Source organism: Neomegalonema perideroedes DSM 15528 (genome assembly GCF_000374145.1).
In the GTDB taxonomy this organism is placed as follows: domain Bacteria; phylum Pseudomonadota; class Alphaproteobacteria; order Rhodobacterales; family Rhodobacteraceae; genus Neomegalonema; species Neomegalonema perideroedes.
In genome coordinates this window covers 663,199-683,685 of sequence record NZ_KB893654.1, presented here as the reverse complement: position 1 = coordinate 683,685, position 20,487 = coordinate 663,199, and the positions used below count along the sequence as shown (strand labels likewise).

Sequence of the window (20,487 nt, the reverse complement as noted above, 5' to 3'; positions counted from 1 at the left end):
GCCTCTCCGCGTGGGGGAAAGAGATTAGGAAGCCGCATGGCCCGTCCTCCGCGAGCCGGGCGCCGTTGTCCGGCGCCTTCGTCTTGGCGCAGGAGCTTAAGCGGCGCCCCGCCCGGACGCAAGCGCCGCGTGGCGAGGCGGAGGCTTCAGCTCCCGCGTCCGGCGAGCACGGCCAAGACGTCCTCGGCGCGGATCACTCCGATGGGGCGGCCATGTTCGCGGACCTCGACGTGATCCACGCCGCCGCCGAACAGAGGGATCACCCGGCCCAAGGTGGCGTCGGGATCGGCGAAGCGCCCGGAGCCGGACGAGCCGTCGGAGGCGGTTTCGCCGGGCCGCATGGCGTCGCGGGCGGTGAGCGCCTCCAGAGGATTGGCGTGGGCCACGAATTGCGCCACATGGGGCGTGGCGGGCGCCGAAAGGATCTCGCGCGCCGAGCCGCATTGCACGAGGCGGCCCTCCTCTAAAAGGGCGATGCGGTCGCCGATCTTGAAGGCTTCGTCCAGATCGTGGCTGACGAAGACGATGGTCCGCTTCAGCCGCGCCTGAAGTTCGAGAAGCTCGTCCTGAAGCCTCGCGCGAATCAGAGGATCAAGGGCGGAGAAAGGTTCGTCCATGAGCAGGATCGGGGCCTCGGTGGCGATGGCCCGCGCCAGCCCGACGCGCTGCTGCTGGCCGCCCGACAATTCGCCCACCCGGCGCTCGGCCAGAGGCGAAAGCCCCACGAGGTCCAGCTGCGCCGCCACGCGCTCGCGGCGCTCGGCGGGCTTGAGCCCCGCCAGCTCCAGCCCCAGCCCGACGTTCTCGGCCACGCTGCGCCAAGGCAGAAGCCCGAAATGCTGAAACACCATGGTCACGCGCTTCAGCCGCAGACGCCGCAAAGCCGCCGGATCGGTCGAGGTCACGGGCGTCATTTCGGCGCCGTCGCGGATGCGGACCTCGCCGCGCAGAGCGGGCGCGAGGCCGTTGATGCTCCGGAGCAAGGTGGATTTGCCCGAGCCCGAAAGCCCCATCAGCACGAGGATCTCGCCGCGCCGGATGGTCAGCGAGCAATCATGCACGCCGAGCGTCAGGCCGGTCGCCTCGCGCAGCTGGATGCGGTTCGCGCCCGCGTCCAGCAAAGGCAGAGCCCTGCGCGGGCGCGGCCCGAAGACGACCGTCAGGCGGTCGATCTGCACGGCGGTCTCCTCGTCGACCGGGGCGGGGAAGTCGTCGGGAGTGAAAGCGACGCTCATCGGGCGGGCCTCGCGCGCAGCATGCGGTCCAGAAGGATGGCCAGAACCACGATGACGAATCCCGCCTCGAAGCCCAAAGCCGCGTTCACCGTGTTCAAGGCCCGCACCACCGGCACGCCCAAGCCGTCCGCGCCCACAAGGGCGGCGATCACCACCATCGAAAGCGAGAGCATCACCGTCTGGCTGAGCCCTGCGAGGATCTGCGGCGTGGCGTGGGGCAATTCGACCTTCCAGAATTTCTGACGCGGGGTGGCTCCGAAAGCCGAAGCCGCCTCCAGAAGATGGGGCGGCGTGGAGGAGACTCCAAGATGCGTCATGCGGATGGGGGCGGGCGCGACGAAGATCGCCGTCGCCAGCAGCCCCGGCGCCGTGCCGATGCCGAAAAACACGATGGCCGGAATGAGATAGACGAAGCTCGGCAGGGTCTGCATGAGGTCGAGCATGGGCCGCATGAAGGCGTAGAGCTTGGGCCGGTGCGCCGCCGCCACGCCCAAGGGCACGCCCAGCGCCATGCAGATGGCGCCCGAGCAGAGCACCAGCGCGAGGCTCTCCATGGCGGGCTTCCAATAACCCTGATTCAAGATGAAGGCGAAGCCCAGGGCCACCAGAAGACAGACCTTCCAGGAGCGCTGCAGCAGCCAGGCCAACCCGGCGAAGATCAGGATCAGAACCGCCGGATGCGGCGTCTGGAGCAGCCAGAGCGCCCCGCCCACCATGCGCTCTAGTCCGGCGCCCACGGCGTCCATCGCGCCGGCGGCGTTGGCTTGAAGCCAGTTGAAGAAATCCTGAGCGGCGCGGCCCACCGGGATCTTATGCGCCGAGAGCCAGTCCGTCACAGAATCCATGCCCGTCTCCTTCTCGGCCCCAGCGCCGGCCCGACCCCGCCCCGAACTTCACCCGCGAGGCTCCGCCCCGGAAAGAGGCGAAGCCGCTTGCGGATTCCGTTCAGTCGAGCGCCGCGTCCAGAGCGGCGACGCCGTCTCCGCCGTCTTTGGCGGTCACGCCCGCCAGCCATCCGTCGGCGGTTTCGCGGTTCTGCGCGATCCACGCCTTCGCGGCGGCGCGCGGCTCGGCGCCGTCGTCGAGGACGGCGCCCATCAGAGCGTTCTCCATCTCCAGCGAGAATTCAAGGTTTTCGAAGAGCTTCCCGACGTTGGGGCATGCTTCCGCATAGCCCTTGCGCGTGACGGTGCGCACTTCGGCACCTCCGAGATTCGGGCCGAACCACTCGTCTCCGCCTTCGAGATAAGCCATGTCGTATTTGGCGTTCATCGGATGAGGCGCCCAGCCGAGGAAGATCACCGGCTCCTTGCGGCGGGTGGCGCGGTCCACTTGCGCCAGCATGCCTTGCTCGGAGCTTTCCACGACCTGAAAATCCTTCAGGCCGAAGGCGTCGGCCTTGACCATGTCGAGGATCAGGCGATTGCCGTCGTTGCCCGGCTCGATGGCGTAGATCTTGCCGCCGAGCGCCTTGGACTGGGCGGCGATGTCGGCGAAGCCCGCGATCCCCAGCGCCGCGCCCGGCGCGTTGGTCGCCAGAGTGTATTTCGCGCCCGCGAGGTTCTGGCGCAGATCCGCGATCCGGCCGTCGTCGAGATAGGGGCGGATGTCGGCCTCCATGCTCGGCAGCCAGACGCCGAGGAAGACGTCCACGTCTCCGGCGGAGAGCCCCGCCAGCGTCACCGGCAGAGCCAACAGCTTCACGTCGGGCTCATAGCCGAGGGCGTCCAGCAGGGTGGCGGCCACGGCGGTGGTGACGGTCACGTCGGTCCAGCCCACGTCGGCGAGCGTGACTTTCGAGCAATCTTCGGCGAGGGCGGGAGAGGCGGCGAGGCCCGCCAAAGCGGCGGCCAGAAGAGTCGAGCGCAGGGAGGTCATCGCGGCTCCATTCAGAGGTCTGCGGATGATCGGCTTGGGCGGGCCCGCAGAAGCCCGCGATTTCAGCCTGACGAGCCCAAAAGGCCGCCGGGCGGGGCGTTGGGCCATAAACGCCGCAGGCGCCCCCTTGGCAAGAGTTTTCTACTCCGCGGAGGCTCTGCTTTTCGTCGCAGAGGCTGAGAGGGCGCTCGCCTTTCGGGAGATTGCGCGGCGCCCTTCGCCCGCTTGCGGCCGGGCGCGCGCGCCCTCTGGCGGAGCCGCCCGGCGCGGCCTATGACTCGCGGGAAGGGACGCGTTCCCCGCCGCGCAGGAGTCCTGAGATTGACGCCCCTTTCCCCCTCCGCCGCGCCTCAGGCGCGAGCCGCCCCTGCGCTGGCCGCGCTCTTCGCCCTGATCTCGCTGCAAGTGGGGGCCGCCTTCGCCAAGGGGCTTTTCCCGCTGGTCGGGCCGGAGGGCGTGGCGGCTTTGCGCATCGGCATGTCGGCGCTTCTGCTGACGCTGATCCTGAAGCCTTGGCGGCTCCGGCCCGACCGCAGGCGCGGTCTGGCGCTGCTCGGCTACGGCCTGACGCTCGGGCTGATGATTCTGCTGATCTACCGGGCTTTCGCTTACATCCCGGTGGGGATCGCCATCTCCATCGAGGTTCTGGGGCCGCTCGGCGTGGCTTTGCTCGGCTCAAGGCGGCGCAAGGATTTCCTCTGGATCGCTTTAGCGCTGCTCGGCGTGGCTTTGCTGCCCTTCGGCGCGGAGGAGGTCGGGCTCGACTGGCGCGGCGTCGCCTTCGCGCTGAGCGCGGCGCTCTGCTGGGGGCTTTACGTCGCCTTCGGCTCGGCGGTGGCGGCGGAGGGCGGGCGCGCCGTGGCGGCGGGCATGAGCATCGCCATGCTCTTCATCCTCCCGCTCGGGATTCACGGCGCCGGATGGGCCTTGCTGGAGCCTAAGGCTCTGATGATCGGGGCGGCGGTGGCGCTGATGTCGAGCGCCCTGCCCTTCCTGCTCGACATCTACGCCATGAAGCGCCTGCCGCCGAGGATCTTCGGCGTGCTGATGAGCGCCTCGCCCGCCGTGAGCGCCCTCGCGGGATGGGCCGTGCTGGGCGAGAGGCTCGGCGGCGCGCAATGGCTCGGGATCTGCGCCATAGCCGCCGCCTGCGCGGGCGGCGCCCTCGGGGCGGCTCAGGACTCGCCCAGAACCTCCTGAAGATCCGCGAAGACCTCCTCCCATTCCGGCTGGCTCACCGCCATCAGGCCGAAGAAGCGCAGCATGAAGAGGCCCTCGGTCGCGAAAAAGGCGATCCGCGCCTTGCGTCCGGCCTCGGTCGCCGGATCCAGCCCCTTGAGCCGATCCGCATACCAGAGGCGGGTCGACTCGAGCTGATCGGGCGTCTGGAGCAAGGCCGCTCCGAGGCTGGCCATGCGGGCGTTGGAGATTTCATCGGAATCGCCCGTGGCCTTCACATGCGCCCAGACCCGGGCGACGGGGCTCGGGGATTCTCCCGCCGCGGCCTCGAAGATCGCCTCATAGCCCGCGCCCCAACGGTCGAAGAGCGCGTCCACGAGGGCGGCTTTAGTCGGGAAGCTGTATTGCACGCCGCCTTTGGTGATCCCCGCCTCTTTGGCCACGGCGCCGATGGTCAGAGCGGCGGCGCCTTTGGTCGTGGTCAATCTTTCGGCGGCGTCGAGGATCTTCTCCCGATCGATGGTTTTGGGTCTGGACATTCCACGGGCGTTTTTCTATTTCAATACGACCGTATTGATACGCGCCCGGCGAGATCCGGGCAAGGGTGAATTCACATGTCGGCCCATCACAAAGACCCGAAACGCTGGGTCGCGCTGGGCGTCCTCTCCAGCGCCTTGTTCCTCATCGTCGTGGACATGACCGTGCTTTATACGGCCCTGCCGCGCCTGACTCACGACCTCGGGGCGAGCGCCTCGGAGAAGCTTTGGATCGTCAACGCCTATGCGCTGGTGGTCGCCGGTTTGCTGCCCGGCGCCGGAGTCCTCGGCGACCGCATCGGCCATCGCAAGATGTTCCTCGGCGGGCTGGTCGTCTTCGGACTCGCCTCGCTCATGGCGGCTTTCGCGCCGAATCCTCAGGTGCTGATCGCGGCGCGGGTGGTCCTCGCGCTCGGCGCGGCCATGATGATGCCCGCCACGCTCTCGCTCATCCGGCTGCTCTTCGAGGATGAAGCCGAGCGCGCCTTCGCCATCGGCGTCTGGGCGGCGGTGGCCTCGGGCGGCGCGGCCTTCGGCCCGCTGATGGGCGGCGCGCTGCTGGAGTTCTTCTGGTGGGGCTCGGTCTTCCTCATCAACATCCCGATTCTGCTGATCGCGGTGGTTCTGACGCTGAAGATCATCCCCGACCGCCCCGGAGACCCGAGGCTCCCTTGGGATCCCATCGCCTCGATCTTCGTCACGCTCGGCCTGATCGGGCTGGTCTATGGCGTGAAGGAGTTCGGCAAGGCGACGCCCGATCTCGGCGCGGCGGCTCTGGCGGGCGCGCTCGGCGCGGGCTTCGTCGCGCTTTTCGTGCGCAGGCAAAACCGCGCGCCTCTGCCGATGATCGATTTCAGTTTGTTCAAAAATCCGATCTTCACGGCGGGCGTCCTCGCGGCGGTGGTCTCGGCGGGGGCGCTGATCGGCGCTCAGCTCGTCATCAGCCAGAGGCTCCAGCTCGTGCAGGGCTTCACCCCGCTGCAAGCCGGATTGGCGCTGATGCCCGGCTCTCTGGCCTCCTTCGTGGCGGGGCCTCTGGCGGGCTCCTTCCTGCCGAAGCTCGGCGGGCCGAAGGTCATGGGCTGGGGGCTGGTCCTCTGCGCGGCGGGAGTCCTCGGCTATCTTTGGGCTTGGGAAGGCGCGAGCCTCGCGGCTCTGGCCTCTCAGGCGGTGCTGGGCTTCGGCGTCGGCGCCACCATGACCGCCGCCTCGGCCACCATCCTCATGAACGCTCCGGCGGAGCGCGCGGGCATGGCCGCCTCCATGGAGGAGGTGTCTTACGAACTGGGCGGGACTCTGGGCGTGGCTCTGCTCGGCAGCGTGATGCTCGGCGTCTATACGGCGCGGATCGGCGCGGCGCCGGGCTTTCCGCCGGAAGTCCGCGACGGCGTGGACGAAGCCTTGCGCGCCGCCGAGACTCTGCCCGCCGAGGCCGCCGAGCGGCTGATCGGCATGGCGGGCGAGGCCTTCCACGGCGCCTTCGCGGCGGTGATGCTCACGGCGGCGGCGGTTCTGCTGCTGGCGGCTCTGGGCGTGGCCTACGCCGGATGGCGCGCGACGGCGACGCCCCGCCCGGATTCTGAGGTCAAAGCTCCGCTTTGAGCCGATGGCCGGGCGGATGCAGCTGACGGGCGAAGGTGATGGGCGCGGGCTCCTCCTCTTCGCCCCTTCGCCACGTCGTCCGCTCGACGCTGAGCAGCGGCGCGCCGGGAGCCGCCTTGAGGATTGCGGCGGCCTCCGCCTCGGCGGCCTCGGCGCCGATGGACATTTCGCCGAAATCGTAAGGCGCATGGCGGAGAAGCCATTCATTGGCGCTGATCTTCGTGAAATCCGCCTCCAGAACCCCCGGCGCCCCCGCAGGCGAGATCCAGCGCGCTTCATAGGCGTAGGGCGCGCCGTCGGCGAGATGCAGCGTCCGCAAATGCAGAAGCTCCGCCGCTTCGGAGAGCTTCAGCCTTCCCCGAATCTCCAGAGGCGCGGGCGCCAAGGCGCGGGCGAGCAGCAAATGTCCATAAACGCCGCCCCGCGCCTCGACCTCTTGGCGCAGAATGGGGATCTCCAGCTTGGGCCGCCGCACGGGATGATCCGCCACCCGGGTTCCGCCCTTGCGCTTGCGCTCGACGACGCCTTCGGCGGCCAATTCCTGAAGCGCGCGATTGACCAAGCCGCGTCCGCAGCCGAACTCCTCCGCGAGATCCTCCTCATAAGGAATCTGCGCGCCCGGCGGCCAGATCCCGGTCCGGATGCGCCGCAGGATCTCCGCCCGGGCCTCGCGCCAGGACAAGCGCCTCTCAACCATCAGAAATCGCTCTTGAGGCGGCGCATCGTCGCCGCATAGCGCGCCGTGATCGCCGCATGGTCTTTATGCCGTCCTTCGCTCACCACACGCCTTCCCGCCGCCCAGACGTCTTTCACGAGCCGATCATCTCCGGCGAAGATCCATGTGTCCAGCATGGCGTCGCCGGAACGCCCGATCAGATCCACGGCTTCGGCGTCCAGCGCGAGGAGATCCGCCCAAAGCCCCGGCTTGAGCGCTCCGCTTTCACGACCGCCCGCCGCCGCGCCGCCCTTCAACGCGCCTTCGTAAAGCACGCGGCCCGTCGAAAGCTCCGCCGTCGCCAGAGCCGCGCGGCTGCGGTCGCGCAGACGCTGGGAATAATCCAGCGTGCGCAGCTCCTCGGACAGCGCGATGCGGATGTTCGAATCCGAGCCTATGGCGAAGCGCCCGCCCGCGCCCAGATAACGAACCCCGTCGAAGATCCCGTCGCCGAGGCTGGATTCCGTGAGCGGGCAAAGACCCGCCGTCGCGCCGGAGGCCGCAAGAGCCAGAGTCTCCTCCGGCGTGGTCTGGGTGCAGTGGATCAGAGTCCAGCGGTCGTCCGCTTCCGCATTCGCCAAAAGCCATGTGACGGGACGGGCGCCCCAAGCGGCCTCGACCTCCTCCACCTCCGCGACCTGCTCGGCGAGATGCATGTGGATCGGTCCTTGCGACGCAAGCTTCACGACCTCGGCGAGGCTTTCCGGAGCCACGGCCCTCAGGCTATGGGGCGCGACGCCTAACCGCGAATCCGCCCGGCCCAAAGCCGCCAGAGCCCGTCCGGCCCCCTCATGCAGCCGCGCGAAACGGTCGAGGTCATTGCCGAAGCGGTTTTGTCCGGGCGCGAGGGGCCGCTTGTCGCAGCCGCCATATTGATAAAGCACCGGCAGCAAGGTCAGGCCGATTCCCGTCCGCGCCGCCGCCGCGACGATCCGGCCCGACATCTCCGCGAGATCGGCGTAGGGCGTCCCGCCCGGCGCATGATGCAGATAATGGAATTCGGCCTGAGCGGCGTATCCGGCCTCCAGCATCTCCATCTGCACGAAGGCCGCCACATCCTCGACGTCCTCCGGCGTGAGCTGGTCGAGGAAGCGGAACATCAGGCGGCGCCAAGTCCAGAAGCTGTCGCGCGGATCGGGGCCGCGACGTTCGGTCAAACCAGCCATGGCGCGCTGAAAGGCGTGGGAATGCGCGTTGAGCGGCGCGGGCAGCAGAACGCCGAGGCGATGGTCTCCCGGCTGAGGCTCGACGCCCGCCTCGACCGAGGCGATGCGCCCCTCCGCGCCGATGATCAGCCGGACGCCCGAACGCCAGCCCTCCGGAGTCAAAGCCTGCGAAGCCCAAAGCGCGACCATCGGCGAATCTCCCTTGACGCGGTGAATATGTGCGGACATATTAATTTCAAATCAGAGATAATCAAGCATCGCGAGGGGAGACATGGCGCAGGGAGAAATCCTGACCGGAGCGCGCTTCGCCAGCCTGCTGGGCGAAGCGCCCTATGGCCTGATCGAACAAGGCGCTTTGGCGCATGAGGGCGGCGTGATCCGCTGGATCGGCCCCGCCGCCGAGCTTCCCGCCGAATTCCGCCCATGGCCCCGGCGCGGGCTTGAAGGCCGCCTCGTCACGCCCGCGCTCATCGACTGCCATACGCATCTCGTCTTCGGCGGCGACCGGGCGCGGGAATTCGAAATGCGGCTCGAAGGCGCGAGCTACGCCGAGATCTCGGCGGCGGGGGGCGGCATCGTCTCGACGGTGACCGCCACGCGCGGCGCCTCGGAGGATGAACTCGTCGTCATGGCGCTCCCCCGACTCGACGCCTTGCTGGCCGAAGGCGTGGCCACGGTCGAAGTGAAGTCCGGCTACGGCCTCGACCACGAGACAGAATTGCGGATGCTGCGCGCGGCGCGGCGTCTGGGCCGCGAACGGGCCGTGGAGATCCGCACGAGCTTCCTCGGCGCTCATGCGGTTCCGGCGGAATATAAGGGCCGCCCCGAGGCCTATCTTGAAGAGATCTGCCTCCCGACCCTGCGCGCCGCTGCTCAAGAGGGCCTCGCGGACGCCGTGGACGGCTTTTGCGAAGGCGTCGCCTTCACGCCGGAACAGATCGCGCGGGTTTTTCAAGAAGCCAAGCGGCTCGGGCTGCCGGTGAAGCTCCATGCGGAGCAGCTTTCGCATCTCGGCGGAACGAAGCTTGCGGCGGAGTTCGGCGCGCTTTCGGCGGATCACGTGGAATACGCCACGGATGAAGACGCCGCCGCCCTCGCCGCTTCCGGGACGGTCGCCGTGCTGCTGCCCGGCGCCTTTCATATGCTCCGCGAGGAGCAGGCGCCGCCCGTCGCGGCCTTCCGCAAACATGGCGTTCCCATGGCGCTCTCGACCGACTGCAATCCGGGCACCTCGCCGCTGACCTCGCTGTTGCTGACGCTGAATTTCGGCTGCGTGCTCTTCGGCCTGACCCCTGAAGAGGCTTTGCGCGGCGTGACGATCAACGCCGCGCGGGCGCTCGGGCTGAAGGATCGCGGGACGCTGGCGCCGAGACTGCGGGCGGATCTCGCGGTCTGGGACGTCGAGCGCCCGGCGGAGCTCGCTTACCGCATGGGTTTCAATCCGCTCCATGCGCGGATTTTTGGGGGAATCTGGAATGGCTGAACGCCTCACGCCCGGCGCCGCGACGCTCGCGCAGCTTGAACGCATCTGGCGCGAGGGCCTCGCCGCGCGGCTCGATTCCGCCGCCCGCCCCGCCGTCGAGGCCGCCGCAGGGCGCATCAAGGCCGCCGCCGAAGGCGAAGCCGCCGTCTATGGCGTCAACACCGGCTTCGGCAAGCTGGCCTCGGTGAAGATCGCCGCCAAAGACGCCGCTCAGCTTCAGCGCAACCTCATCCTCTCGCATTGCTGCGGGGTGGGCGCGCCTCTGGAGCGCGCAACGACGCGGCTGATGATGGCGCTGAAACTGCTCTCGTTAGGGCGCGGCGCCTCGGGGGTGCGCTGGGAGGTGGTCGCGCTGATCGAAGGGCTGCTCGACAAGGGCGTGACGCCCGTGGTTCCGGCGCAAGGCTCGGTGGGCGCCTCGGGAGACCTCGCGCCTCTGGCCCATATGGCCGCCACGCTCATGGGCGAGGGCGAGGCCGAACTTCAGGGCGAGCGCCTGCCCTCCGCCGAGGCTCTGCGCCGCGCCGGGCTGAAGCCTGTGGTCCTGGGGCCTAAAGAGGGGCTCGCGCTGATCAACGGCACGCAATTCTCGACCGCCCTCGCGCTGGTCGGGTTGTTTGAAGCGGCGCGGGCGGCGGGAAGCTCGCTGACGACCTGCGCGCTTTCCACGGATGCGGTCATGGGCTCCACGGCGCCTTTGCATCCTGAGATCCACAGCCTGCGCGGCCATCAAGGCCAGATCGCGGCGGCGGAGATCCTGCGCGGCCTCATGGAGGGCTCGGTCATCCGCGAGAGCCACCGCGAAGACGACAAACGCGTGCAGGATCCCTATTGCATCCGCTGTCAGCCTCAAGTCGTGGGGGCGGCTCTGGATCTGCTGGCCTTCGCCGGGCGGACGCTGGAGATCGAAGCCAACGCCGTGACGGATAATCCGCTGGTTCTGGCTGACAGCATCGTCTCGGGCGGCAATTTCCACGCCGAGCCCGTGGCCTTCGCCGCCGATCAGATCGCCCTCGCCATGGCCGAGATCGGCGCGATTTCTCAGCGCCGCATCGCCCTGATGGTGGACCCCACCCTGAGTTTCGACCTCCCGCCCTTCCTGACCGCCCATCCGGGGCTGAATTCGGGCTTCATGATCGCCGAAGTCACCAGCGCCGCTTTGATGAGCGAAAACAAGCATCTCGCGAATCCCTGCTCCACCGACAGCACGCCGACCTCCGCGAACCAAGAAGACCATGTGAGCATGGCCGCCCATGGCGCGCGGCGGCTCGGGCGCATGGCGGAGAATCTGCAAGCCATCCTCGGAATCGAGGCTCTTTGCGCGGCTCAGGGCGTGGAGTTCCGCGCGCCCCTCGCCACCAGCCCGAAGCTTCAGGCGGTGATCGACGCCCTGCGCGCCGAAATCCCGCATCTGGAGGAAGACCGCTTCATGGCCGGAGATCTCGCCAAAGCCTCGGCTCTGGTGAAGCAAGGCGCTTTGCTTGAGGCCGCCGGGCTGAAGGGATGGACGCCATGGGCCTGATCGTCGAACGCGGCGTTAGCCCGGTGATCCTCGGCTTCCCCCATGTCGGGACGGAACTGCCGCCTGAGGTCTGGAACGCTCTGAACGCCCGCGGGCGCATCCTCTCCGATACGGATTGGCATGCGCATGAGCTTTACGCGGGGCTCCTCCCCGGCGCGACCATGGTTCAGGCGACGACCCATCGTTATGCTCTGGACGTCAATCGCCCCCCGAACGACGCCAGCCTCTATCCGGGCCAAAACACCACCGGCCTCGTTCCGTTGACCGATTTCGACGGCGCGGAGATCTGGCTCATGCGCCCCGACGCCGCCGAGATCGCGCGCCGGATTCCCTGTCATCACACGCCCTATCATAAGGCCCTCGCCGCCGAGATCGCGCGGGTGAAGGCGATCCACGGCGTGGCGATCCTCTTTGACTGCCATTCCATCCGCTCGCGGATTCCCTTCCTTTTTGAAGGGGTTTTGCCGGATTTCAACATCGGCGACGCCATGGGGACGACCTGCGCGCCGGAGATCTCCGCCGCGGTTCTGGAGGTCTGCTCCGGCGCCTCCGGATATTCGACCATTCATAACGGGCGCTTCAAAGGCGGCTGGACCACCCGTCATTACGGCCGCCCGCAAGAGGGCGTCCACGCCATTCAGATGGAGCTGGCGCAATCCACCCATCTGGCGACGGAAGCCCCGCCCTTCGCGCTGGACGCCGCCAAAGCCGCGCGCCTGCGCCCCATCCTCGCCGAGATCCTCGCGCGCCTCGCCGATCTCGCTCCGCATTTGGCTCAAAAATAATCCGGGAGGACCGCCATGACCGCCCCCAATCCCCGCCTCAACCGCCGCGACGTCTTCCCGCCCACCGGGACCGAAATCACCGCCAAGAGCTGGATGACCGAAGCCCCCATGCGGATGCTGATGAACAACCTGCATCCCGACGTGGCCGAGAATCCGCATGAGCTGGTCGTTTACGGCGGCATAGGCCGCGCCGCCCGCACTTGGGAGGATTTCGACCGCATCGTCTCGACGCTTCAGAAGCTCGAAGAGGACGAGACCCTGCTCGTGCAATCGGGCAAGCCGGTGGGCGTCTTCCGCACCCACGCCGACGCCCCGCGCGTGCTGATCGCCAACTCCAACCTCGTGCCCCATTGGGCGACTTGGGACCATTTCAACGAACTCGACCGCAAGGGCCTCGCGATGTACGGCCAGATGACCGCCGGGTCATGGATCTACATCGGCTCGCAAGGCATCGTGCAGGGCACCTACGAGACCTTCGTGGAGGCCGGGCGCCGCCATTACGGCGGAGACCTCAAGGGCCGCTGGATTCTGACGGGCGGCCTCGGCGGCATGGGCGGCGCGCAGCCTCTGGCGGCGGTGATGGCCGGCGCCTGCTGCCTCGCGGTGGAATGCGACGAGACCCGCGCCGATTTCCGCATCCGCACCCGCTATGTGGATGAAAAAACCCATAGCCTCGACGAAGCTCTGGAGATCATCGCGCGCTGGACGGCGGCGGGCGAAGCGAAATCCCTCGCTCTGATCGGCAACGCCGCCGAGGTCTATCCCGAGTTGGTCCGCCGGGGCGTGAAGCCCGACATGGTGACGGATCAGACCAGCGCCCATGATCCGATCCACGGCTATCTCCCCATCGGCTGGACGGTGGCGGAATGGCGCGCCAAGCAATCCAGCGACCCCAAAGCCGTCGAGGCCGCTTCGCGCCCCTCCATGCGCAAACAGGTCGAGGCGATGGTCGCCTTTCATCAGCTCGGCGTCCCGACTTTCGATTATGGCAACAACATCCGCCAAGTCGCCAAAGAGGAGGGCTTCGCCGAAGCCTTCGCCTTCCCCGGCTTCGTGCCCGCCTATATCCGCCCGCTGTTCTGCCGGGGGATCGGGCCTTTCCGCTGGTGCGCGCTCTCGGGAGATCCGGAGGACATCCGCAAGACCGACGAGAAGGTCAAGGAGCTGATCCCCGACGACCCGCATCTGCATAATTGGCTCGACATGGCCCGCGAGCGCATCGCCTTCCAAGGCTTGCCCGCGCGGATCTGCTGGGTGGGTCTGGGGCAGCGCCACAGGCTGGGGCTGGCCTTCAACGAAATGGTGGCCAAAGGCGAACTCAAGGCGCCCATCGTCATCGGCCGCGATCATCTGGATTCGGGCTCGGTGGCCTCGCCCAATCGCGAGACGGAAGCCATGAAGGACGGATCCGACGCGGTTTCCGACTGGCCCTTGCTCAACGCCCTGCTCAACACGGCCTCGGGCGCGACTTGGGTCAGCCTGCATCATGGCGGGGGCGTGGGGATGGGCTTCTCGCAGCATTCCGGCGTGGTCATCTGCTGCGACGGCTCGGAGGCGGCGGCGAAGCGCATCGGACGGGTGCTCTGGAACGACCCCGCCACGGGCGTCATGCGCCACGCCGACGCGGGTTACGACATCGCCCTCGACTGCGCCCGCGAGCATGGGCTGAATCTGCCTTCGATCCTCAAAGATTAAAGCCCGAAAAAGGCAGATAGCGCACAAGGTCGCCGGGGCGGATCTCGCGGAGGTCTTCGGGCAGCTCCACGAGCCCCCCGGCCCAGGACAGCCCCGAGACCCGCCCCGAGCCCTCCGAAGGGAAGGCTTGGGCGCGGCCTTGGGCGTCGATCCGCGCCCGCAGATATTCCCGCCGCCCGAATTGCTTGCGGCGGGCGAAATCCGCGACGACCTGATAGGCCTCGGGCTCGCGCCAAACCGCGCCCGCCCGCAGAGCCAGTCCCGGAAGCGCGAAGATCAAAGCGCAGATCATCGCCGCTACGGGGTTCCCCGGCAGACCGAAGACCGGAACGCCCCGCCAATGGGCCAGAGCCAGAGGCCGCCCCGGCTTGATCGCCACGCGCCAGACCTGAAGCTCGCCTTCCTCGCGGAGCAGAGCCGAGACGTGATCCTCATCGCCCCGCGAAGCGCCGCCCGTGGTCAGGATGGCGTCGGCGCGGGCGGAGGCTTCATCCAGAGCCGCGCGGATCGCCGGACGCGCGTCGGGGATGACGCCGAGATCCAGAACCTCATAGCCTTGGCGCTCCAAAAGAGCCCGAAGCATGGGGCGGTTGGCGTCATAGGTGCGGCCTTCGGCGGGCGCGCCCGGATCCGCGAGTTCGTCGCCGGTGGAGAAGATCGCCGCGCGCAGCCTCGGCCTGACCGGAAGCCGATCCAGCCCCACCGCCGCCGCGAGCGCCAGATCTCCCGGACGCAGGATCGCGCCCGCCGCCAGAGCCTCGGCGCCCGCCCGCATGTCCTCGCCCGCCGGACGGATGTTCGCCCCGCGCCGCGCCGGAGGCCGCTCAAGGATCAGCCGCCCCGCCTCGATCCGGGTCAGCTCCTCAGGAACCACCACGTCCATCCCTTCGGGAGGAACCGCGCCTGTCAGGATGCGCAGAGCCTTTCCGGGCGGCAGAACGCCCGCGAAGGGGGCTCCGGCGGCGGAGCGTCCCGGCTCCAGAGGGATCGGCCGCGCCATGTCCACGGCCTCGAAGGCGAAGCCGTAGCCGTCCACGGCGGAGTTGTCGGTGGGCGGATGGCTCCGCGCCGCCGCCATAGCGCGCGCGAGAACCCGTCCCGAAGCCTCCGCGAGCGTGATCTCGGCCTCGCCCGCGAGGGGCCGGATCGCCGCCTGCATCCGCGCCAGAGCCTCGTCCGCGGAGGCGTCCGGCTCGAAGGGCTTCCCCGCGCCGGGGCTCGGGCGGGGGAGGAGCCCGACCTCCCTCAGGATGAAATCCGCGACGGCCTGCGTGTCGTCGAGATGGAAGACGGGAAGGCCCAAACCCGGATCGCCGTAATCCGAGGCGAAGGCGCGGATGCTCCGAATCTCGCGCGCCAGAGGCTCGGTCCCGGTCTCGCGGCGCAGAGCCTCGATCTTGGGATGATCGCCATGTTTGAATCCCTCGACGAGAATCAGGTCCACGGGCGCGAATTTGGCGAAGACCTCCGCCGGAGAGGGCTCCGCCGCGCCGCGCAGCTCATGCATCAAGGCCCAGCGCAAGGGCGTGGCGAGCAGAACCTCCGTGGCGCCCGCCATGCGATGCCTGTGGCTGTCGCGGCCCGGCTGATCGACGTCCGTGACGTGATGGGCGTGCTTCACCGTCGAGACCCGGAAGCCCCGCCCGACGATCTCGGCCACAAGGCGCTCCATGAGCCCGGTCTTGCCCGAATTCTTGCGCCCGGTCACGCCATAGACCCGCATGCGGCCCTCCCTTCACTCCAAACGGAGCTTCTGCCAGAGGCGGCGCGCCTGCGCCAGATCGTCAGGATGGTTGATGTTGAAGAAGGGATCGAAAGGCTCGGCCGGGAATTCGGCCAGAGCGGCGCCATGGCCCTCGGCCCATGAGCGCACCCGCGTCACGCCCGCGCCCAGAGCCGCCCGCAGATCCGCGCGCAAAGCGGCGGGCCAGAGCCCGAAAGTCGGATGAGGCATGAGCCGCCCCTCCATGCGCGTGGCGGCCATGGCGACGGGTCGGCCTTCGCGGGCGGCGGCTTCGGCGAGCTTCTCGCCCAGATCGCGCGGCGGAAAAGGCGTGTCGGAGGCCGCCGTCAGAACGAAGGGGAGGCCCAATGCGGCGGCGTGGTCCATCCCGGCCAGGATCCCCGCCAGAGGCCCGAGGAAGCCCGGGACTCCATCCGGGACCACCTCCAGCCCGAGATCTTCGAACCGCGCGGGATCGCCGTTGGCGTTGAGGATCAGCGCGGCGCATTGCGGCTTCATCCGCGCCGTCAGCTCCGCGAGCGGCGTCCGGCCGCCGAGATCGAGACGCCCTTTGTCGCCGCCGCCCATGCGGCGGGCCAATCCTCCCGCGAGGATCACGCCCAAGGTCTTTTCGCGCATCTTCGCCCTCCCGCTTCTGCGCGGCGAGAGAGCCCGGAAGCGCGTTTCAGGTCAAGCCGCCGAATCGCAGCAGGGGGATGCGGAGGGCGGCCGGGCTCCTGCGGCGCGCAGGGGACGGCTTGGCGGAACGCGCGGCGGATCCTGTCGGAAGGCGGGCGGATTGGCGATTCGCGACGGATTTGATTTTATGGGAAAAACCGTGGCTGGGGGACCTGGATTCGAACCAAGACTAACGGAGTCAGAGTCCGCTGTTCTACCGTTAAACTATCCCCCAGCGGGATCACGGTGGGCGCTTAGATAGCCGCGTGACGATAGGGTGTCAAGCGTCGGACGGAGGATAAAATTCGTTCTTTGTCAGATGGGCCTTCGGACGCGGCGCCGCGGCTCTGCGCAGGCGGTCGTTCAGCGCGCGGCCGAGCCCCCCCTCCGGCAGAGGCGCGACCGCGATGAAGCCCCCCGCCCCGCCCGTCAGAGCGGCCAGCTCCTTATCCATCTCGCGCAGCAGAGCGAAAAGCCGCGCCGCCGCCTCCCGAAGATCGCCGCCTTCAGATAAGTTCCGCCGCAAGATCGCGCCCTCCGCCTCGGCGGGATCGGGCCCGAAGCCTAACCAAGCCTCGCCCGGCGCCGGAGCCGCCGCATCCAGCCGCAGACCCGCGCGCGGCGCGTAATGGCTCTTCAGACGCCCCGGAGACAAAGGCGCCGCTTCATCCGCCTCGTCCTCCGCGAGGATCGGCCCGCCCGCGACCGACTCCAGATCCTCCAGCGCCAGACCTCCGGGACGCAACAACCGCGCCTCCCCGCCCTCGACCAGCAGAATCGTGGATTCCAGCCCCACCACGCAGGGCCCGGCGTCGAGAACCGCGTCGATGCGGCCGCTCAGGCCCTCCAGCACATGATCCGCCTCGGTGGGGCTGACGGCCCCGGAGCGATTCGCGCTCGGCGCCGCGAGAGGCCCGCCGAAGGCCTCCAGCAAGGCGAGGGCCGTCGGATGGGCGGGAACCCGCAGACCCACCCGCGCCCCGCCCGCCGTCACGACTTCGGAGAGGCCCGCCTCCGGGCGTTTGGCGAGGATCAGCGTCAGAGGCCCCGGCCAAAAGGCTTCCGCCAAACGCCGCGCCAGAGGCGGAAACTCCGCCAGATTCTCCGCCGCCTTTAAAGAAGAGACATGCGCGATCAATGGATTATGCGAAGGTCGCCCTTTGGCTTCATAGATCGAGCGCGCGGCCCGATCCGAGCGCGCGTCCGCCCCGAGTCCGTAAACCGTTTCAGTCGGGAAGGCGACCAGCCCCCCCGCGCGCAAAATCCCCGCCGCCGCCGAGATCCCGCGCGGACTCGCGCTCAGACGCACCGTGTTCAGCGAGGCCATGATGAAATTCCCGCCGCCTGACGCGGCGTCCCTGTTGCGCGGCGGCGCAAACCCGCCATGATCGGCGCCCAGAGATAAGCGCTTCGCCTTCAGGCGTCAAAGCGCCTGGGCTTGGAGTCGAGGGAGACCGCTATGAGTTATCGCGCGCCGCTGGACGAGATCCGTTTCGTGCTCGACGAAGTGCTGGGGATCTGGAGCGGGCCGGAGGCCCTCAGCGCCGCCGAGCGATTCGCCGAACTCGACGCGGATTCCGCCGCCGCCATTCTCGGCGAGGCGGGCAAAATCGCCGAAGAGACCCTCGCGCCTTTGCGCCGGGGCAGCGATCTGCAAGGCGCCGTGCTGGAGAACGGCGTGGTGCGCACCAGCCCCGGCTTCAAGGAAGCCTATAAGGTTCTGGCCGAAGGCGGATGGACCTGCGTCTCGGCGCCCGCCGATCATGGCGGCATGGGCTTGCCCATCGCGCTGCAATCGGGCGTGAACGAGGTCTTCGCCGGGGCCTGCATGGCCCTGAGCCTCTGCCCCTTGCTGAGCCAAGGCCAGATCGAGGCTCTGGAGGCCCACGGCTCCGAGGAGCTGAAGGCGCTGTATCTGCCCAAGCTGATCTCGGGCGAATGGACCGGCAGCATGAACCTGACCGAGCCTCAGGCGGGCACGGATCTCGCGGCGCTGCGCACCAGGGCCGAGCGCAACGGCGACGGCACTTACAGCCTCACGGGTCAGAAGATCTGGATCTCATGGGGCGACCATGACGTGGCGGAAAACGTCTCGCATCTGGTGCTGGCGCGTCTGCCCGACGCCCCTCCGGGCGTGAAGGGGATCAGCCTCTTCCTCGCGCCGAAGTTCATTCCCAACGCCGACGGCTCCCTTGGAGAGCGCAACGCGCTTCAGGTGGTTTCGCTGGATCATAAGATGGGCCTGCACGGCTCGCCGACCTGCGTCATGGCCTATGAGGGCGCGAAGGGCTGGCTCGTCGGCGAGGAGAACAAGGGCCTCGCGGCCATGTTCACCATGATGAACAACGCGCGTTTAGGCGTGGGTCTGGAGGGCGTCGGAATCGCCGAGGCCGCCATGCAGCACGCCGAAGCCTTCGCCCGCGAGCGCGTGCAGGGCCAAGCCGTGATTCCCGAGGGCGCGGCCCGCACGGGAACCATCGTCGATCATCCCGACGTCCGCCGCATGATCCTGACCATGCGCGCCAAGACCGAATCCGCCCGCGCCATCGCCTATGACTGCGCCCGCGCGCTGGATCTGGCGAAGACCGCCGCCTCGCCGGAGGAGCGCGCCCGCTGGGCCGCCTGGGCCGGACTGCTGACGCCCCTCGCCAAAGCCTATGGCACCGACGTCGGCAATGAAGTCTCCTATCTCGGGATTCAGGTCCATGGCGGCATGGGCTTCATCGAGGAGACCGGCGCCGCCCAATACGCCCGCGACGTGCGCGTCACCGCCATTTACGAAGGCACCAACGGCGTGCAGGCGGCGGATCTCGTCGGGCGCAAGCTCTCGTCGGACGAAGGCGCTCAGGCTCTGGCTCTGACCGCCGCCGCCTTCGACGAAGCCGACGCCCTCGCCGAAGCGGGCTTGGGCGACATGGCGCGCGGGCTGGCTCAGGCGGCCTCCGCCGCCGAAGAGGCCACGCGCTGGATGCTCGACCGCCCGGCGGCGGATCGTCTGGCGGGCTCCTCGGCCTATCTCGGGCTGATGTCTCTGGCTCATGGCGGCGCCCTGCTCGGCAAGGGGGCGCGTCTGCTCTCGGCGCCGGAGTTCTCCGGAGACGCCGAATTCAAAGCCCGCAAAATCGCCACGGCGCGCTTCTTCCTGACCGTCCTCGCGGCGGAGGCCCCCGCCAAGGCCGCCCAAGCCATGAGCGGCGCGGCTCTGCTCTATGAGGCCGGGGCGTGAGCGTGACGAAAGACCTCGTTCCGCCTCAGGCGGGCGAGATGAAGGAGATCGCGGAAGGGATCCTCTGGGGCCGGGTGAGCATGCCCTATACGCTGGGCCATGTGAACGTCTACGCCCTCGCGGATTCCGACGGCTGGACCTTGGTGGACACCGGCGTTCCCGGCGACTCCTGCAAAGAGGAATGGCGGGTTCTGCTCGCCGGACCTCTCAAGGGACGCCCCGTGCGGCGGCTGATCGGCACCCACGCCCATCCCGACCATATGGGCCTGACGGGCTGGCTCATGCGCAAGACCGGCGCCGAGCTTTGGGCGCCCCGCGCCGTGGCCTTCGGCGCCGTCGCCATGAGCCGCGCCCGCTGGACCGAGCGTCCGCCGGAGCTTGAAGTTTTCTACCGGGGCCTCGGCTATGACGCCGAGAATCTGGAGAAGACCCTCCTCGGGCTGGATTCGGGCTACGGCCATCTGATCGGGCCGATGCCCATCGGATTCACGGCCTTGACCGAAGGCGCGGAGGTTTCGCTCGGCGGGCGGCTCTGGCGGGTCGCCTTCGCGCAAGGCCATGCGGCGGATCAGCTTCTGCTGACCAGCGCCGAAGAAGACCTCATGATCGCGGGCGACGCCATTCTGCCCGAGAATCCCGCGCCCCTCTCGGTTTATCCGATGGAGCCTCTGGCCGATCCGGTGGCCGAGTTCTTCGCTTGGGCGGAGGCCGCCGCGCCGGGCCTGCCGGAGGGCGCCCTCGCGCTGCCCGGCCATGACCTGCCCTTCCGCGATCCCCGCGCCGGATTGCGCAGCATCATGGCGCGCGACCGGGGCCGCTCCGAAAAGCTCCGCGCCGCGCTGATCGCCAGAGGCGGCGAGGCTCCCGGCCTGCGCGCCGTGGACGCCTTCGAGCATCTCTTCCGCCGCAAGATCGGGCCGAAGCTCTATGGTCTGGCGGCGAGTCAGGCCATCGCGCATCTGCGCCATCTGGAGATCCGGGGCGAAGTCGCGCGCACGACCGATTCCGAAGGCGCATGGCGCTTCGCGCCGACGCCCGAACTTCTCGAAGAACAAGCATAATCA

At 68.6% G+C, this 20,487-nt stretch carries 17 protein-coding genes and 1 tRNA gene; 8 read left to right on the top strand and 10 right to left on the bottom strand.

The annotated features are described in order from the left end of the window. Positions 1–146: 146 nt before the first annotated feature. The 3 genes from B161_RS0110420 to choX all read right to left on the bottom strand — a co-directional run bounded on the left by B161_RS0110420 (position 147) and on the right by choX (position 3,113). Positions 147–1,235, bottom strand: a complete 1,089-nt coding sequence (locus tag B161_RS0110420; RefSeq protein ID WP_018633337.1) for a quaternary amine ABC transporter ATP-binding protein — start codon at positions 1,233–1,235, stop codon at positions 147–149. After that, on the bottom strand, positions 1,232–2,080 hold the full coding sequence (gene choW, locus B161_RS0110415) for a choline ABC transporter permease subunit (protein WP_018633336.1): 849 nt from the start codon (positions 2,078–2,080) through the stop codon (positions 1,232–1,234). The genes B161_RS0110420 and choW overlap by 4 nt, the downstream gene beginning before the upstream one ends. Before the next feature lie 100 nt (positions 2,081–2,180). After that, a complete protein-coding gene (gene choX / locus B161_RS0110410; RefSeq protein WP_018633335.1) occupies positions 2,181–3,113 on the bottom strand; it encodes a choline ABC transporter substrate-binding protein in 933 nt (310 codons plus the stop codon). 321 nt (positions 3,114–3,434) lie between these two features. Here choX and B161_RS0110405 point away from each other — a divergent pair, with 321 nt between their 5' ends. Next, complete coding sequence (locus B161_RS0110405) at positions 3,435–4,313, top strand: EamA family transporter (RefSeq protein ID WP_018633334.1); 879 nt, start codon at positions 3,435–3,437, stop codon at positions 4,311–4,313. On the opposite strand, the gene B161_RS0110400 is transcribed toward B161_RS0110405, so the two are convergent. After that, positions 4,289–4,831: a TetR/AcrR family transcriptional regulator gene (locus B161_RS0110400; protein ID WP_018633333.1), complete on the bottom strand. Its 543-nt coding sequence runs from the start codon at positions 4,829–4,831 to the stop codon at positions 4,289–4,291. The two genes, B161_RS0110405 and B161_RS0110400, sit on opposite strands and share 25 nt — an antisense overlap. A gap of 75 nt (positions 4,832–4,906) precedes the next feature. On the opposite strand from B161_RS0110400, the gene B161_RS0110395 reads away from it, so the two are divergent. After that, positions 4,907–6,430: an MFS transporter gene (locus B161_RS0110395; protein ID WP_018633332.1), complete on the top strand. Its 1,524-nt coding sequence runs from the start codon at positions 4,907–4,909 to the stop codon at positions 6,428–6,430. Here the strand turns inward: B161_RS0110395 and B161_RS0110390 are convergent. Beyond that, positions 6,414–7,127, bottom strand: a complete 714-nt coding sequence (locus tag B161_RS0110390; RefSeq protein ID WP_018633331.1) for a UTRA domain-containing protein — start codon at positions 7,125–7,127, stop codon at positions 6,414–6,416. The two genes, B161_RS0110395 and B161_RS0110390, sit on opposite strands and share 17 nt — an antisense overlap. Next, a complete protein-coding gene (locus B161_RS0110385) occupies positions 7,127–8,500 on the bottom strand; it encodes a formimidoylglutamate deiminase (RefSeq protein WP_018633330.1) in 1,374 nt (457 codons plus the stop codon). Before B161_RS0110385 ends, B161_RS0110390 begins: the two co-directional genes overlap by 1 nt. An 82-nt stretch (positions 8,501–8,582) precedes the next feature. Here B161_RS0110385 and hutI point away from each other — a divergent pair, with 82 nt between their 5' ends. From hutI to hutU, 4 genes are read left to right on the top strand one after another with little or no spacing between them, the layout of a single operon-like run. Then, positions 8,583–9,794: an imidazolonepropionase gene (gene hutI, locus B161_RS0110380; RefSeq protein ID WP_018633329.1), complete on the top strand. Its 1,212-nt coding sequence runs from the start codon at positions 8,583–8,585 to the stop codon at positions 9,792–9,794. Continuing rightward, positions 9,787–11,316 carry a histidine ammonia-lyase gene (gene hutH / locus B161_RS0110375; protein WP_018633328.1) on the top strand — a complete coding sequence of 510 codons (1,530 nt, stop codon included), beginning with the start codon at positions 9,787–9,789 and terminating at the stop codon, positions 11,314–11,316. Before hutI ends, hutH begins: the two co-directional genes overlap by 8 nt. After that, positions 11,307–12,101, top strand: a complete 795-nt coding sequence (gene hutG, locus B161_RS0110370) for an N-formylglutamate deformylase (protein ID WP_018633327.1) — start codon at positions 11,307–11,309, stop codon at positions 12,099–12,101. Before hutH ends, hutG begins: the two co-directional genes overlap by 10 nt. A 15-nt stretch (positions 12,102–12,116) precedes the next feature. Next, positions 12,117–13,796, top strand: coding sequence for a urocanate hydratase (gene hutU, locus B161_RS0110365; RefSeq protein WP_018633326.1), 1,680 nt, complete (start codon positions 12,117–12,119; stop codon positions 13,794–13,796). On the opposite strand, the gene mobB is transcribed toward hutU, so the two are convergent. The 4 genes from mobB to B161_RS0110345 all read right to left on the bottom strand — a co-directional run bounded on the left by mobB (position 13,786) and on the right by B161_RS0110345 (position 17,524). Further along, a complete protein-coding gene (gene mobB, locus B161_RS0110360) occupies positions 13,786–15,519 on the bottom strand; it encodes a molybdopterin-guanine dinucleotide biosynthesis protein B (protein ID WP_018633325.1) in 1,734 nt (577 codons plus the stop codon). The genes hutU and mobB overlap by 11 nt on opposite strands. A 12-nt stretch (positions 15,520–15,531) precedes the next feature. Then, a complete protein-coding gene (gene mobA, locus B161_RS0110355; protein ID WP_018633324.1) occupies positions 15,532–16,158 on the bottom strand; it encodes a molybdenum cofactor guanylyltransferase MobA in 627 nt (208 codons plus the stop codon). A gap of 200 nt (positions 16,159–16,358) precedes the next feature. After that, positions 16,359–16,432, bottom strand: a tRNA-Gln gene (locus B161_RS0110350). A 45-nt stretch (positions 16,433–16,477) separates the two neighbouring features. After that, positions 16,478–17,524 carry an L-threonylcarbamoyladenylate synthase gene (locus B161_RS0110345; protein ID WP_018633323.1) on the bottom strand — a complete coding sequence of 349 codons (1,047 nt, stop codon included), beginning with the start codon at positions 17,522–17,524 and terminating at the stop codon, positions 16,478–16,480. Between the two features lie 132 nt (positions 17,525–17,656). Between B161_RS0110345 and B161_RS0110340 the strand changes: the two genes are divergently transcribed. Together B161_RS0110340 and B161_RS0110335 are read left to right on the top strand one after the other, a co-directional pair. Next, positions 17,657–19,423, top strand: coding sequence for an acyl-CoA dehydrogenase (locus B161_RS0110340; protein WP_018633322.1), 1,767 nt, complete (start codon positions 17,657–17,659; stop codon positions 19,421–19,423). Next, complete coding sequence (locus B161_RS0110335; protein ID WP_018633321.1) at positions 19,420–20,484, top strand: MBL fold metallo-hydrolase; 1,065 nt, start codon at positions 19,420–19,422, stop codon at positions 20,482–20,484. The genes B161_RS0110340 and B161_RS0110335 overlap by 4 nt, the downstream gene beginning before the upstream one ends. Positions 20,485–20,487: the final 3 nt, after the last annotated feature.

Excerpts from the sequence above, each read along its gene's own strand:
- B161_RS0110420 (WP_018633337.1), bottom strand. The coding sequence starts at position 1,235 with ATGAGCGTCGCTTTCACTCCCGACGACTTCCCCGCCCCGGTCGACGAG.
- choW (WP_018633336.1), bottom strand. The coding sequence starts at position 2,080 with ATGGATTCTGTGACGGACTGGCTCTCGGCGCATAAGATCCCGGTGGGC.
- choX (WP_018633335.1), bottom strand. The coding sequence starts at position 3,113 with ATGACCTCCCTGCGCTCGACTCTTCTGGCCGCCGCTTTGGCGGGCCTC.
- B161_RS0110400 (WP_018633333.1), bottom strand. The coding sequence starts at position 4,831 with ATGTCCAGACCCAAAACCATCGATCGGGAGAAGATCCTCGACGCCGCC.
- B161_RS0110395 (WP_018633332.1), top strand. The coding sequence starts at position 4,907 with ATGTCGGCCCATCACAAAGACCCGAAACGCTGGGTCGCGCTGGGCGTC.
- B161_RS0110390 (WP_018633331.1), bottom strand. The coding sequence starts at position 7,127 with ATGGTTGAGAGGCGCTTGTCCTGGCGCGAGGCCCGGGCGGAGATCCTG.
- B161_RS0110385 (WP_018633330.1), bottom strand. The coding sequence starts at position 8,500 with ATGGTCGCGCTTTGGGCTTCGCAGGCTTTGACTCCGGAGGGCTGGCGT.
- hutI (WP_018633329.1), top strand. The coding sequence starts at position 8,583 with ATGGCGCAGGGAGAAATCCTGACCGGAGCGCGCTTCGCCAGCCTGCTG.
- hutH (WP_018633328.1), top strand. The coding sequence starts at position 9,787 with ATGGCTGAACGCCTCACGCCCGGCGCCGCGACGCTCGCGCAGCTTGAA.
- hutG (WP_018633327.1), top strand. The coding sequence starts at position 11,307 with ATGGGCCTGATCGTCGAACGCGGCGTTAGCCCGGTGATCCTCGGCTTC.
- hutU (WP_018633326.1), top strand. The coding sequence starts at position 12,117 with ATGACCGCCCCCAATCCCCGCCTCAACCGCCGCGACGTCTTCCCGCCC.
- mobB (WP_018633325.1), bottom strand. The coding sequence starts at position 15,519 with ATGCGGGTCTATGGCGTGACCGGGCGCAAGAATTCGGGCAAGACCGGG.
- mobA (WP_018633324.1), bottom strand. The coding sequence starts at position 16,158 with ATGCGCGAAAAGACCTTGGGCGTGATCCTCGCGGGAGGATTGGCCCGC.
- B161_RS0110345 (WP_018633323.1), bottom strand. The coding sequence starts at position 17,524 with ATGGCCTCGCTGAACACGGTGCGTCTGAGCGCGAGTCCGCGCGGGATC.
- B161_RS0110340 (WP_018633322.1), top strand. The coding sequence starts at position 17,657 with ATGAGTTATCGCGCGCCGCTGGACGAGATCCGTTTCGTGCTCGACGAA.